The 14,821-nt window shown below is 30.9% G+C and carries 16 protein-coding genes; all 16 read right to left on the bottom strand.

Annotated elements, in window-relative coordinates; translation table 11 throughout:
* Window position 1: 1 nt before the first annotated feature.
* The 16 genes from Q1A60_RS14705 to Q1A60_RS14780 all read right to left on the bottom strand — a co-directional run bounded on the left by Q1A60_RS14705 (window position 2) and on the right by Q1A60_RS14780 (window position 14,781).
* Window positions 2–3,550, bottom strand: coding sequence for a cell division protein FtsA (locus Q1A60_RS14705; RefSeq protein WP_299762447.1), 3,549 nt, complete (start codon window positions 3,548–3,550; stop codon window positions 2–4).
* A 44-nt stretch (window positions 3,551–3,594) separates the two neighbouring features.
* A complete protein-coding gene (locus tag Q1A60_RS14710; RefSeq protein WP_299762445.1) occupies window positions 3,595–5,130 on the bottom strand; it encodes a hypothetical protein in 1,536 nt (511 codons plus the stop codon).
* Window positions 5,131–5,134: 4 nt separating this feature from the next.
* Window positions 5,135–5,521 carry a hypothetical protein gene (locus tag Q1A60_RS14715; protein ID WP_299762442.1) on the bottom strand — a complete coding sequence of 129 codons (387 nt, stop codon included), beginning with the start codon at window positions 5,519–5,521 and terminating at the stop codon, window positions 5,135–5,137.
* A 4-nt stretch (window positions 5,522–5,525) separates the two neighbouring features.
* Window positions 5,526–6,824 (bottom strand): hypothetical protein, encoded by a 1,299-nt coding sequence (locus Q1A60_RS14720; protein ID WP_299762439.1) that lies wholly within the window; start codon window positions 6,822–6,824, stop codon window positions 5,526–5,528.
* On the bottom strand, window positions 6,811–7,116 hold the full coding sequence (yidD, locus tag Q1A60_RS14725; RefSeq protein ID WP_299762436.1) for a membrane protein insertion efficiency factor YidD: 306 nt from the start codon (window positions 7,114–7,116) through the stop codon (window positions 6,811–6,813). Before yidD ends, Q1A60_RS14720 begins: the two co-directional genes overlap by 14 nt.
* The gene (locus Q1A60_RS14730; RefSeq protein WP_089370121.1) at window positions 7,113–7,322 is read right to left on the bottom strand and encodes a hypothetical protein; all 210 of its coding nucleotides are present in this window, start codon (window positions 7,320–7,322) and stop codon (window positions 7,113–7,115) included. The genes yidD and Q1A60_RS14730 overlap by 4 nt, the downstream gene beginning before the upstream one ends.
* 139 nt (window positions 7,323–7,461) lie before the next feature.
* Window positions 7,462–7,779 carry a hypothetical protein gene (locus tag Q1A60_RS14735; protein WP_299762431.1) on the bottom strand — a complete coding sequence of 106 codons (318 nt, stop codon included), beginning with the start codon at window positions 7,777–7,779 and terminating at the stop codon, window positions 7,462–7,464.
* A 3-nt stretch (window positions 7,780–7,782) separates the two neighbouring features.
* Window positions 7,783–8,760, bottom strand: coding sequence for a hypothetical protein (locus Q1A60_RS14740; protein ID WP_299762429.1), 978 nt, complete (start codon window positions 8,758–8,760; stop codon window positions 7,783–7,785).
* A 6-nt stretch (window positions 8,761–8,766) separates the two neighbouring features.
* On the bottom strand, window positions 8,767–9,675 hold the full coding sequence (locus Q1A60_RS14745; RefSeq protein WP_299762427.1) for a hypothetical protein: 909 nt from the start codon (window positions 9,673–9,675) through the stop codon (window positions 8,767–8,769).
* Complete coding sequence (locus tag Q1A60_RS14750; RefSeq protein WP_299762425.1) at window positions 9,668–10,723, bottom strand: type I restriction endonuclease; 1,056 nt, start codon at window positions 10,721–10,723, stop codon at window positions 9,668–9,670. The genes Q1A60_RS14745 and Q1A60_RS14750 overlap by 8 nt, the downstream gene beginning before the upstream one ends.
* 5 nt (window positions 10,724–10,728) lie before the next feature.
* Entirely contained in the window at window positions 10,729–11,199 is a 471-nt protein-coding gene (locus Q1A60_RS14755) for a hypothetical protein (RefSeq protein ID WP_299762423.1), read from the bottom strand.
* A 10-nt stretch (window positions 11,200–11,209) separates the two neighbouring features.
* Window positions 11,210–11,416, bottom strand: a complete 207-nt coding sequence (locus Q1A60_RS14760) for a hypothetical protein (protein WP_299762421.1) — start codon at window positions 11,414–11,416, stop codon at window positions 11,210–11,212.
* A 4-nt stretch (window positions 11,417–11,420) separates the two neighbouring features.
* The gene (locus tag Q1A60_RS14765; protein WP_299762419.1) at window positions 11,421–11,552 is read right to left on the bottom strand and encodes a hypothetical protein; all 132 of its coding nucleotides are present in this window, start codon (window positions 11,550–11,552) and stop codon (window positions 11,421–11,423) included.
* 186 nt (window positions 11,553–11,738) lie between these two features.
* Window positions 11,739–12,440: a hypothetical protein gene (locus Q1A60_RS14770; protein WP_299762417.1), complete on the bottom strand. Its 702-nt coding sequence runs from the start codon at window positions 12,438–12,440 to the stop codon at window positions 11,739–11,741.
* Window positions 12,441–12,461: 21 nt separating this feature from the next.
* Window positions 12,462–13,109 (bottom strand): LuxR C-terminal-related transcriptional regulator, encoded by a 648-nt coding sequence (locus Q1A60_RS14775; protein ID WP_299762415.1) that lies wholly within the window; start codon window positions 13,107–13,109, stop codon window positions 12,462–12,464.
* A gap of 16 nt (window positions 13,110–13,125) precedes the next feature.
* The gene (locus Q1A60_RS14780) at window positions 13,126–14,781 is read right to left on the bottom strand and encodes a hypothetical protein (protein WP_299762413.1); all 1,656 of its coding nucleotides are present in this window, start codon (window positions 14,779–14,781) and stop codon (window positions 13,126–13,128) included.
* Window positions 14,782–14,821 lie beyond the last annotated feature (40 nt).

A 14,821-nucleotide genomic window follows, 5' to 3' on the forward strand; every position in this document is an offset into this window, starting at 1 on the left:
ACTACGCGCCTTTAAATTCGTTAATAGTATCAGACACAATAATTTTAGAAAATGCATAGAGATATGCTTTTATCGCCTCAAAGAAAAAGGTGTCATTAATAAAGCGCTCTTGTTCTACTTCGATCTTGTGGTTAATGACTTCTCGTATGGTATTTTTTATTTTTGAGGTATCTGTAAAGAATACTTTGAGTTTATCTGTATTATAAGATTTATCTACTCCAAAATTCTTTACAAAATCTGCCTGATACCATAGTGTGTCAAAGAAATATTCAAAAAAGGAAACAATGTTCTCAGTAACCTCATCAATCTTTGTATTATCTTCCTCGATAAAGTCTGCATATTTTAAATTCTTTTGTGCTTCTTTATCTGTCTCTTTAATAAGATCTTGTTTTGTCCCTACTGAAATGTAATAATTCTCTGTGTCGAGTGTCGGTTCTTGTTTGATTTTTTCGATTCCTTGTATACCCCCAATAGCAGTCGATTCTTTTGGATTGTTTAAAATCTGCAATTCTATTTTATGGAGTTCTTCTAGTTCAAAAATCTCTTTAATAATGAATTGCACAACTTTAGACATTCCATGAGATTTATTAAGATTCTTATCTATATTAGTAACTTCTAAAAGTTTAGCACCATTACCACTTACTCCTATATAAGATGGAAGTTTATCAACTTCACTCATCTTTAAAATTTGTATAGAATGATAAAAAATAGCGCAGTTATGAATCAAGAAGAGCAATTTAAACTCGCTATCTAACTTTAGGTTTTTAATGAAAATTTTATAATTAAAGAAATAACTTACTAAGTCTGTAGATTGCAGTCCTTTTGATTCTTTGATATATTCAATTGTCTTTATCTTTTTAACATCGTCTCCAAAATACTTTAACATCTGATCTTCATATTTTGATACAAATCCATTATCAAAAGGATTATGGCTCCCATAGGATTCAAAAAGACTATTCCCAGCAAATCGATACGATGTCGTCAAAGCAGGTTTGTTATTTTTAAACACAATAAGATCTGTAGTACCACCACCTATATCTAGATTCATAAAGACCTCACCAGCTCCAAAAGGTCTATCATAACTATAGTAAGGTGCCCAAGATTCAGTAACAGATACTAGCTTTGAAATATTATCTGCTTTACTATAATAGTTAGTATATAATTCTTCCCAAATTATATTTAATGTACTAGTCTGCTTAGTAGCCATACTTAATGGTTTAAACCAGATTACATTAGCTACCTTAGGTTGGTAACCTTCACTCAATAATTTGTTTCTCCCTATCCAAGCAAGTTCTTCTACAAATCCTCTCAATTTATTATAAGCGCCTTGATTTTCACTATCAGTTATTCCCCATTTAATATTGGAATGTGAAAAATCATACTCATTTCTTAAAACACTATGTCCAAAAGCAAAAGGAATATTAGCATTAGAAAGTATATTGATACTATTTTTATCTTCTGCATTGGTATCATTATCTACATTAATTACTGAGCGTATAGGAAATTTAAATAGGGAGTCGTCACCTACCATGCTTGGTAAGAACTCTGCATCTTGTACAACCCCATAAATAGGTTTTACTTCATTGAGATCATTCTTCTTATACTCTTCGCCTTCAGATGCCCGTTCATTAAGTAATACGAAATGTGGTTGTATAGAACTTCCTTTCCCTTCATAACTTGATAAATTTTCTACCTGATTTGCTGTTTTTAAAGCCACAAAACTATTACTTGTTCCTATATCAAAAGCTATAGACGTATCTCCATCTATAAGCTGCCTAGGTTCTCCCATTAAAGGAAGTAGACAACCATCTAATGTTGTATTTTCATCTAGATTTTTTACTGTTACAATTATTCCGTCAAACGTGATATCACGATCACCATCAAATGTTAATTCTCCTTGTGTATCATATGTAATGTTTGTAATATCTAGATATGTAGAAATAGAAGGATATCCCTCATCCTTACGCGTTCTGGAATGTGCATTAGCTTCTACCCTTGCTATCGTAGGTATTGTATTTTCTTCTCTAAAAAACTGATAGTCTATTTCTTCTCCTTTCAAATGAAAAGAAAGTGCTTTGTATCTGTCATTAAATACAGGGTCTGAAACTTTAAAAAATGGATAGATTCCAAAGGCAAGAGAAGATTTAACTACCGCTCCATAATCTGGGTTATCTATCGTTTCTGGAGCGACAAAATCATAGGTTCGTTCAAACTTTATAGTACCTCTACCATTATCTCCCTGTACAGGAATATCTAATGTTATTAATATGGCTCCTAGGTTCAATTTTTCAACAGTGATCTGTTTTTTGAGGTCTTCTATAGTAAAATAATTAAAATAGGTTGGAGTCACTGGTAATATGATATTTTTTACAGGCCCTTGAGGTAACCAGTACTTATCTATATTTACATTATACTCTAACTGGATAAGGTGTTTGGAAAGAACATCATCACGAGTAATCCAAGGATACTCTATAACAGATTCTGGTAATTTCCGATCTTCTATGGAAGCTGTAGATCTAACGATACAATTTTCTGGAAATGTATTATCCAGATATGTCCATCTTTTCTTAGTAACTCCTTCTAATAAAGCAAGTGGAGGGCGTTCTAATCGTTTAGATGTTTTAATAACAAAGTCACTATTTTTAGCTATTTGTTGTTCATTTATACTATTAAATTTTTCACATAAAAAAGGTACTCTTCCACTTAAAAAGCTAATTTCTTCATTATTAATCTCAAGAATTTTATAATCCCTTACTAATTCTGTAGTATTACCTCTTTCTAATTCTCCTACTAATTGTCTTACATCATCACTAGCTGTTATTGTGTTGTTATTTTTTATATACGTTTGTAATTCCTTAAATGATTGCGCCACTTCTGGCTCTGTAGTAAAAAGCACATTCATGTACTTTTGAAAATCCTCTTCTCTTTCATACAATGCCTTATTCGTAGAAAAGAATTTTCTATTCTGCTTATCAGATATAGTAACTAATACTGAATCTCCTGTTATAAAAAAACCTGTATATGGAGAAGTACCTGCTACTATCGTATTATCAATGTAAATTAAAACACATTCATCAAAAGCATTTGTAATTCCTTGATTTACAAAACGTCTATCATTGTTATAATTTGTGATAAAAATTTTCAATGTTTCAGCAAAAGTCTTCAATCCTACATTTTTATCTTTTATTAATGCTGTAAGTTCTTCCTTTTTCCATAGCTGAATTTCTATTCTATCTTGAAGTTTTAAAGTTTCATAACTAAACAAAATCTCAAACACATCTAAACACTGTGAAATGTATTTATGATAACTTGTTTTACCTCTAAGTACTGAAGAATCATCAACAAAAGCTTTATTGATAAATGTAAAAGAAGTTTCAAAAAGATGCATTTGTGCAAATGGGGAAGGAATAGAGGTAACTGGAACTTCTATCTTACTTATATTATCCTTTATCTCTTGTATCTTATTTTCATCATAAGGATTATTAGGATAGGCATTCCAACCATTATTTGCAATATTTTGTTCAGGTATAAGGCTTAATTTATGTGACATGTCTGGTTGTGTTAAAGTCTTTACATTAAATATTCATAAAACAATTAAAGAACAAAGCGTTTTGCTATAATTTCAGCTATACCTTTATTCAAGAGTATATGTACATCTCTATCCATATTCCCATGTTGGAGATCTACGATATCACTAGCTAATTTTGAAAACTCTTCATCATAGTTGATGCTATCTTTACTGAAAAATGATTGCTTTTTGTTTGCAGGCATTCCAGTAATAAGTGTAAAAAGTTTTTCATTAGTGATATGTGTCTTAACAGGTAGTAAACCATCTACGTCTTTCCCTAGTTCATCTCTATTACTTATAATGGATAGATCAAATGGTAAAAACTTACGATCATGTCTTTCCTGTGATGTCTCATACAACCATCTATAATAGTATAGTCCTGTAAATTTTTCTAAATGTTTAAAGAAATTTTGAGAATCATAATTACTTGGTAGTTTAAGTTCGTTACGCCATGCTAATTTTTCGTCACGTAATGCTTCTTTCATATAATCAGATACATATATATTAAAATAATGGAAATGTAGAAGGCTGCGTTTTAAACTATCATTTTTAAGATGTTTAAGATCTATACTGCCCACATCTGTATCGAGACCATATTCAAAGAACTTAGAGGGGCTCCCTAAATCTTCTTTTGTGTTTGCTGTTGCATCATAATCCATAAAATCGATGATAGAAGATGCTGCTGTAAGCTCTATAAAGTTAGATGGGTTTTTTTGCTCAATACCTCCATCAAAATTTTCATAATTACTTTGTCTTGTATCCCCTACATAGTACATCGCATTTATAAGCGGACTTAGGTTTCTATTGTAATAAGAAAGAGCGGCTTTTGTTTTGGTAATAAACGTACTTGAATTAATCGCGCTTTCTCCTGTATTAAATTTTTCTACATCTACTTGAAAATAAGGTAATACAGAAACACCACCTATAATAGCGCTATTAATAAAAGCACCATTATTTAATGGTGTATTTGGATCTCTAAATACATTCATCAACAACGGAAACCCTGCTGCTCCTGTACCTCCAAAAATGGAGCTAATCACAAAAATCCGATCATTCTGACTAAAGTCCTGCGTAAACTCTTTAAATTCTGGAGATTCTACTACATTTTTTAACACGACACTTCCCACATTAGGGTTTCCTAAAAATCCTTTTTCTAATGGCATATCTTTATTTTCTGTGCTGTAGAGTAAATCAAAGAGTCCTTTTGTGTTTTTAAAGCCTTTTGCATTAAGGGTATTATAACTCACCATATCTCTAAGCGTCCCGTAGTCTGTGCCGCTAATATTAAGCTCTTTAGGGGGCATAATTTTAGTCCTAAAAAAACACCCTTGATCTTGATCATCAGAAATTCCTTTATACACCGTATCATGAATATTATTATACCCTTTTATAATATTTCGACACTTTTCTACATCTCCATTATTGATGTCTGTATCAATAATCATAGGAATGATTTTTTCTGTGTTTGTTTTAATGCCTGAGGCTAATAACATTGCTAAGGAGCTTAATACTCTCGAACCTGTTCCGCCAATGGCAAACAGATATAATTTTGGTTTTGACATCGTATTAAAATTTTACAGGTATATATTTTGGAAAAATTGAGAAACGCTTAAAAATGAGAGAGAATATGAAATAGAATACAAAAGCATATATAGTATTGATCAAAGTAAAAAGCCATATCTCAAAAAAAATAGTGTCAAAAGCTAGATCAAAAACAGCAAAACCTTCTATAAATAATGTGCTTATAAAGACAACGATCATATTAAGTAAACTAAAGAGAAACCACTTTCCTACAGTAGCATATTTCATATTTTTCCTGCCAAAATACAGATAGTATAATAGCGTAAAAAACAGGGTAGTAATGAGTAGTATTAAAAAGCCTATGAGATACCCTTTTTCATCCCAAACGGACCAATTATTTAAATCTTCAAAGAAAAAGTAAAATGCTTCCATAGTGTTATTTCTGTTGTTTTGTTAGTGTAAATTCTAGTAGTGGTTTTTTTTCTGTATACGCTTTCGCGAAAGCGTCTAAAATAAATTTAAAAGCAAACGTCTTGTGTTCTAATATCTTAGTTGAAACACCTAGATCATCATCAAGATTGGTATCTTCTATCCAAGTAGGTATTCTATTATGAACACTTATTTTAATTTCGGTAGTAGTGGGATCAAAATCTGATAATGTAGGTTGAATAAAATGAGTATATCCCTCTTGATTAATCTGTGATTTATTTGGAATATTTTCAGAAAATAGCATTGTTGCATCCTTAATTTGTATATCTATTGTATTTTGAATATAGTCAGGGCTTACCAAATAGTTAGTAGGAGAAATTATGATTTGATTTAATGGGTTTTCTTGTTTGTGAAGACGAAGTCCTATGGTAAATTGTGCTGGACGCCTTACATCTATTTCTTTAATAATAAGGGTTCCTTTTTCTGAATTAATAGCGATTTTCCCTGTTTTAGGATGATCTAATAAGGCAAAATCTACTTCTTTAGGAGTTAAATTATAAGTATGCGCTTCTGCATACCCTTTAATAATTCCTTTTGACACTAAATCACTGACTCGATTTTTATCTCCAAACACCCAAATGTAAAAAGGACGATTCTTTAAAATTTCCCCTTGATAGGGTCTGTTTGAAATAACATTACCTCCAGTGTTCTTTCTATCATAATAATAATCTCCATTGAAATCACTCGTATATTTAAAAACGGCAACGCCCATGCTTTCGTTATATACTAACTGTTGATATATTTCACTAGTTACTAAAGAACCCTCTGCCATTGTATCTGTCTTTCCAAGATCTACAATACAGTCAGATACAAGAATGCTAATATCAGTAGCTTTTGTAGAGGATATTACATCACTAAAAACACGTTGTAACTTTGACGACCTACCATTAAGTAATGATCCTCCTCTAAGTTGATCAAAAAATACCGTTTTAGATTGTTTGTATTTACGAGATACGTCTGAGATCGTGTGGAGTGTTGTAGGGATTTCATAATCTCTTTCTAAATCTGTAATCAAAAAAGGAACAACATCTTTTAAGGTATAATTACCTGAAACATTAGAATTAACATACCCCTTCATACTTATTGAGGTTTCTAAATAGAAATTGATATTTTCTATTTGAAGAGTATCTATACCATTGTTTCCTTCTGATTTTTCAAGCACATACATTTGAGGATCACTACAGGCCGTAATCACAAAAAAGAATAAAAAAATAATAGATATGTAATTATACTTATAGTCGTTCATTTTGTAATGGTTCATGGTTATTTAATAAGCGTGGATGAATCTCTTCTTCCTGAAATACAATATTATTTGAAGACACTAATATTTTTTGAGAAGGCACTTGTAATATTGTATATCCTGACCTACAATGCTTGTAACGATAATGTAATGCACTTACACCTGTAATAAATCCTTTTGCTTTTGTGATATTATATACATAATGAGAGCAACTCTCTTTAAAAAGACATCGCTTCCTTCTTGAAGCTGGAATTAATTTCCAGTACAAACGAATTGTTATGAGCAATAAGTATCTCATTTTTTTTCAAAAACAACGAGACCTACATGTGTCACCGTATCTGGCGTAGCACCAATACCAAAACAACCTTCTTTTCCTGGCGTTAGCTTATCGCTGTACTGATGATTTTTATACTCCCACCCATCTATTACATTTTGATTAATGATGGTTTGCAATTCTTTATCTGGTGATGCAGATCTAAATAGAGGTACTACTTTATATTCCATAATTATATGTTGGTTTTAATGTTTTACCAAATCTAAAAACATTAACAGTCAACACGTTACGGGTTTCCGTAAATACAAAAAGTATTTTAAATTGAGGAGCTATAAAAAGAATCCCATTTTTAAGAAAGCCTCATAAATACTAGTCCTCCCATCCACATAAAGTCCTACCTAGTTCTTTTGCTTTAGACATAGAAACTTCAAAAATATCTGTAGAGCATGGCTTTAATCCTCTACAAGATTTTTTGTAATGATATCGCTTACTTCTAGGCCCTTTACAGATATAAACCTCTTTACTAGTAGTAAAATTACTTTGTAAATACTCATACGAATGTTTATTTGAAACATCTAGTCTTGCATCTTTTTTATAAATATCTACTTCAAAAGATGTCAGGAAATACATAGAAACAAAACAGCCCACTATAAAGGAAAGTCCTATAAGCACTAAATTTTTTAACATCTCTTAATTTTTACGCTGTGATCGTATCATTTGAATAATTTCTGCTGTCTCTAAAATATCAGGTCGTTTTTTCTTTACTTTCTTGAGATCTCGAATCATTTCTGAAAATACCGCATTAGCTTTCCACTGATTTTTAACTAGCTCTATTGCGTGTATATAAGTTTCAATTGCCTTATCGCTTTCACCAGAAATTAAGAGTATAAGTCCTTTATTTGCTTTTACCCAGCCTAATTCATACACAGAAAGGGATTTATTACAATACTCCATTGCTTTATCTATATTATTTTTCTCATAGTATCCCCATCCCAAGGTTCCATAAGATTCTGCTTTACGCTGTGCCTCAGATTTTGGAGGCGCAGGTTCTCTCTTATTTGTAAGTAATGCTGTGAGAACGGCTCCTACTATATCTGGTCTTGACTCAATAATGGCAGCCACTTCAATAGTGATATTTGCTCCTGTCCATCGATTTGGATTTTTAATGCCTAAATACCAACTGCCATTAGTAACATCATCTACTCGTATGACTCCTTGTAATGTGTTCTTAACATTTCCCTCAGAAATTGAATAAAAAGAACCGCCATTATTATCTACCTTACGTTGAAAAAGATTTATATTTTTAGAATCACATACATAAACATCAATAGCACAAGAACCTTTAGGCACATAGATGTTTGATAACCTATTTGGAATAGACCCTTTTGACGTTTGAAGTAATGATGATAACTGTGAAGCTAAATTCAGATTTTTACTTTCCGATTGTTGTTTGGAAGTAGAGAAGCTATAATACCAAGCAACTGTATTGGGAGGTAAATCTACTTTAATGTACGTTCTTGAAGTTCCTCCTACAGATGCATTAAGACCGCCATTTAAATACATACTTCTGGGTTGTATAAGTTGTCGTACTTCGCGTTTAATTTCTAGACCTTGAGCAGAGATACTCTGTGTTAAAAAAAGGATTAGAACAATAACTATATTTTTCATATTAAATTATTTTACCTGCATTTCTACCATTTTTATAATTTTATCAACTTCAGCTATTGAAGGTTGCTCTTGTCTTATCTTTTTAAGCTCAATAATTAGATTTGAGAATACATTTTCTGCATTGGATTGTTCTTTAATCAATAAAATAGCATCAAAAAATGTTGAAAGCGCCTTATCTGTATCATATAGTTGTAATTGTGATAATCCTTTTATTGAAGTAACCCATCCTAATTTTGTAATACGATTTACTTTCTCACAATAGGCAATACTCATGGTATAGTTTCCATTTTCATACTCATCTTTTGCGGCATAGCCTAACAACTCAGCTTTTAATACCGCAGCTGATTTCTCCTGTTCAATGATCGTTTCTACAATGGCAACTACTTCAATATTAATATGCACCCCTATAAATCTTGCTGGGTTTTTTAACCCAAGGTATAATACCTCATCTTTAATATCATCTATCACTACAACTGCCTGTTCTGTGTTCTTTACAGTCCCTTCTATATGATGATTATAATTTCTTTTTTTTACAAAAGGAGTAACATTTTCATTATCCAACACATAAATATCAATACCACAACTCCCCTCTGGAATTTCAATTTTAGATTGTAAATTTCCTTTTAATCCAACATTGCTTGTATACAAGCCGACTAGTTGAGACATTAAATTAATCCTCGCCAACTTTTTCTTATATATTGAAGTCGTAAAACTATAATACCATCTAACTGTATTGGGCGGGAGATTTACTTCTACAAATGATCGGGATGATCCTTCTATGCTAGAAACAATTCCAGATTGGAGATAAATACTTCTACTAGAGACCACTTCAACTGGCTCTTGAATACGTTCTTCATATTGTGAAAAAAGTAGTTTTGAACATAATAATAGATAAATCCAAATAATTTTAGTCATTATCATATAACTTAATCGTTGCTAATAACTCCTTCTCAAATTGATAAATATCTTCAATAGTGGTTATATGTTCTTTTTGCTCTTTTTTCTCCTTTTTAAAAATCCCTATCTGTTTTTTCTTTCCATTAAAATATAATCTACATAATGGTTTACGATTGTTATTATCTAGTAGAATTCCAAAATATGATTGTGTATCTCTTGCAACGATACGATCTACAGGAATTTCACGTCTTAAAATAGCTACTACAATCCTATAAGCATCTTGCTCTTCTTCGGTAGTAATAACTTTTGATTCTTTCTCTTCTATAATTGGATGTTCTTCTTGTTGCTTTTCGTGTTCTTTAGTAAGTGCTGTATTCAATCTGTCATTTACACGATCACTAATAGTTTGATTTAATGCTTTGTGAACTAGTTTTGAAAATTCTTCGTGAACTCGTTCTGTAAATCTACCTGAATACACTTGCCCTGTAAGAAGTTTAACCATATCATACGAAGGAGAGAGCAACTCTTCATTAAGAACTTTCTTTATTTCTTTTGTATATTTTAATGAACTCGCATTATCTACAATTTTTTCTACATCAAAATTTGACTTATGAAACTTAGCAATTTCGTGAATGGTATTTTCTTTTAATAAGGTGATGTCAAATTCTAAAAAAGGTTTTTCATCCATTTTATTAGCTTCCTCTAAGTCTGTATAAAAACGATATTCTATACCATTTGTCAAAAGAGCAAAGCGTGTTTTTGTAGTGTGAAAATAACGGAACAATTGTGAGTTATGTATATCTAAATTTGTGTTCCAATATTTACACTCTATAATAAGTATAGGTTGTTCATTTTGAATGATTGCATAATCTACTTTTTCGCCTTTTTTAAGCCCAATATCTGCTGTAAATTCAGGGACTACTTCTGTTGGGTTAAAAGTATCGTATCCCAAAAGGTTGATAAATGGTAACACAAAAGCATGCTTTGTAGATTCCTCATTTGTAATATGACTTTTAAGTGGATTAATCTTATCTGCTAGTGCTTTAAGTGCGTTATGTATGTCCATAGTATTTATAGTTTATCTAGTACTTCAGAAAATATAGTATTGAAATGCCTCGTTACTGTTGTTTCTTTACCTTTTGAGGATACATATTCCAATCCTAGCAATTCAAGTTCTACAACAATAATTCCTTCACTTAATAATAATTTTGATTTTGAGTTGTCCTTTAAATCTTGAACATTATTAAGCCATTCACTATATGGACCATTTATAGCAAACCCATATTTTTTAAAATCTTGACTATCTTTAAAAAATAATAGTTGCTTATAAAGCAGTTCGAATTCTTCGACTACTTGATTTGCATCTAGTACAACTAATTCTACTTCTTTTTCTTGATTCTTTTCTATAGAATCTGGTTTGGTAATGATAGATGAGTATCCATTATTTATAACCAAAGCATCTTGTGTAGTTTCCTTAATCGATGAACGATTATTACAGGATATAAATGTTATCACGAATACAATTAAAATGAAAGCTCTCATAATAAAAAGTTTAAGTGGTGTGACAGGCATTAGAGCACGTATAGCATCCATTTGATTTTGAATACGTTTTTTTTGCCTCTATTACTGCCGATTGACAACTCAAATAATCACCTAGATATTTTTTACTCTTTACAAGCGGCAAGTATATACATCCTTTTTTATGCACCTCATGATCTCCATTAGATTGTGCATTATTATTTACATAATATTTTGCCATTTGTTTATTTTTTAGAAGGTTTAGTTGGAGTTGGTCTAGAAGGTTTTCTAGTAGGATTATTATCTCTTCTAGGTCCTGAAGGATTTCCTGGTTTTTTACTTGGCCAATTAGGAGGTCTTTGTGGTTGCTTTGCCATAATCTCTTGAGTTTTTAGTATACCGCCAAAGCTAAACTAGCTAAACAACAAACCCTTACGGAAATCCGTAAGGGTTTAAATATATTAGGTAAGATAGATTTCTAAGTCAAATCTTCAATGTAAAAATTGATTTTACACTTTATATTTCTTTGATAAATTATATAGAATCCCAATATTAAATATTTTTCAAATGTCACTTATAGGTTTTTTCTCTCGCTCTTTTTTTTCTTTATACCATTTATCTTCAGTATCGAATCCAAGCATATAAACATTCTTATATCTTTTATCTATTAATTTTTGCTCCTTTTTAATGTTACTATAACGAACACTTAAGCTTGGTTCAACTTTAATTCCAGAAATCGATTTAGGTTCAGAAATATCAATATTAATTTCTAAATTACCATTAATCCAAAAAACACTATATGGTCTTGACCTAAAATTTGGTTCTCCATACTTAAGTTTATATTCTTCGAGTAGTGCATCAAAAAGTATTTCATTTGAATTGTAATTACTTTTCCACATCCTTCTGTCTGTAGCAGATAATAAAATCCCTTGCAAAGAATCATTATGTCTAATAGGATGTACTAAAAAATCAATTCCTATTAATTTTGAAATTTGTTTAAATTCATATTTAACATCATCAATCGTATCCCTACCTTCCATATATCTATAACTCTGAATTTTATCTACTTTATTTAAAGAATCAAGTTTTCTTCTATATTTTTGAATATCATCATTGAATTCAAAACTCAAAAAGAATTGAGTGGTTTCTTTTCCTGTTAATAATTCAGCTTTTCTGATGCTCTGATGTTTGTCAAAGACATCGGAGGATTCATTTTTACAACCTAAAAGTACTATCAAACCTAAAATTACAATGATGTCTTTCATTTTAAATATTTAATAATAATTTTATATTACACCCCAGTCTTTAGCAATGGAAATAAGGTGTACCGGATTACTAGCATTAAAAAGGACTTTGAGCTTGTTGAGTTGCTTTTCAACGCTACTAATACTACAATTTAATTGTTGTGCAATATATTTTTGTTTGACACCTTTGGACAATAACTCTAATAACAAGATATCTTTTTCTTCTAATTCGTTAATCTCATCAGTACTTCGTAATAACTGACTTGTTTTTGGGGTACAATAAGAATGTCCTTGTATAATGGTTTCAATCGCTTTTCTAATATGGAGGGAAGCATCACGCCCTTTTTCTACAAAAGCATCAATATGATAGTTTTCATATAGCTTTTGAATGCGAGCTATTCTTTTTTCTACAGAGTATACAATAACTTTAAGGTTAGGTAAGAGTTCTTTTGCTTCAAGTATTAACCCTTCTCCCTTAACGATAGTACGTTCTCTATGATCTTCTTCAAAATTGAGATCTGTTATTAAGAGATCATAAGGGTATCCTTTATCTGCAGATACTCGTATCTTCAGTAAAGCATCATCACAATACTTAACTTTTTCAATTATAGGATTGTACATTTTTAAAGCATCTTCTATTCCAAAGTGGTTTGTATCGTGATCTTCTGCAATGATTATTTTAGTAAACATATTTGAGGAAAATTAATTAATTCGTAAAATATAAGTTGGCCTTAAAGCCTTGATTTATTGATGAATTAAAAGTAATACTTCCGTTTATGTCTTGCATACGGGTTTCCATATTATTCAAACCACTCTTTCTTACATTATCTATTACTGCTCCTTTCCCATTATCTGTATACTGTATTTGATATGTATTCCCCTCTTTTTTAAACATAATACTCACTCGGGCAGCTTCACTATGTTTTTTCATATTTACTAGTAACTCTTGTAAACAACGATAGACATTCGTCTTTTTATAATTAGGTAATGTATCCCAATCTATACCGGCATTTACATTCGTTAATACCTGTAACCCTTCTGTATGATGTTGCATAATTAAAAAATGAAGACTCTGTGTGAAGTTTGCAGTATCAAAACCACCTATCTCAGCAGAGATGTCTCTTGTACGATCATATATATTATCCATTTTATTTTCAAGAGGTTTTTTAACACTATCTGGAATCTCAGCTTGACGACCTATAAAGTTTAATATATCAGACATATCGTTTGCCAACTCATCATGTACTTTTTTAGATAAGCGACGTTCCGTTTGATAGGTTTCTCGTATGGCAACTTTTACTTTTTCTTTTTTGTGTTTAGATCGTAGATATAGGTATAGAAAGAATACGATTAGTAAGAAAATTATACTCCCACTGATAAACATCAGTCTCTGACGTTTGTTTTTTGCTTCTGCTAGCAGTCTCTGATTTAAAGCTCTCTGACGTTCTTTTTCAATATTATATTTTGCATGAGAGAATTTAATATCACTTGCCAATTCACTTTCTCTTAACTTACTTTCTATATCTAAATATTCTACGTATTTAGGGTTTCCTTCAAGCTTTAGCAAATTAGACAATGCTTCTTTCTTATAAATTGGACTATTAATTTTTTTAGATAATTCAAAAGCTTTATTGCTATACATCAACGCAGAATCCACATCCCTATACCGATAATACTCTGTAAGATTTATAGAACTCGAAAACATGCCTGTAAGATTGTTTTCTTCTGTTCTTATAGCTAATGCTTGTAACATATTTACAATCCCATTAGGATCTTCTAATTTAGCCTGAACAAATCCCATATTTCCTAATACCCTTGCATTTTCAATTTTATTATTCAGATAGTCTAAATCATTTGCAAAAGAAAATTCCATTAATGCCAATCGTAGTTTACTTTCATCTCTATAAACATTCGCTTTATTGTTATAAGCTTTGATACAGTCATCTATGTTATTAGATAATCTTAACACATTATCATATGATTCAATCGCATTTTCATAGTCATTAAGCTCTTTATGAGCTTTTCCTAAACTATTATACAAGCTAATAATGACTCCTAAAGTCCAATCATTAATTTCTGTTTCATCTACAAGCTTTAAAGCAGATATCGCACTGTTTTTACTCTCCTGATAAGCTCCTAAACGAAATTCTGCAATTGAAAGCATACTTAGATTATAAATGATACCAGTAGTATCATTTTGCTTAATACTTTCTTCTTTAGCCTTGTCAAAGTATAAGAATATCCTAGTTAAATCTTTTTCTCCTTTAGGCGATGAGATTAATTCCGACCAATATGCTATACTATCTCTATCTATAGTTTGTTGTGCGGTAAGATTTCCACTTTTTACACAGAAAAGAAACAAAAAAAAGAGGGATGGTGTTTTTAAACATTTCATCCCTCTA

Origin of the sequence: uncultured Dokdonia sp. (genome assembly GCF_947492535.1) — a bacterium.
Classification (GTDB): Bacteria; Bacteroidota; Bacteroidia; order Flavobacteriales; family Flavobacteriaceae; genus Dokdonia.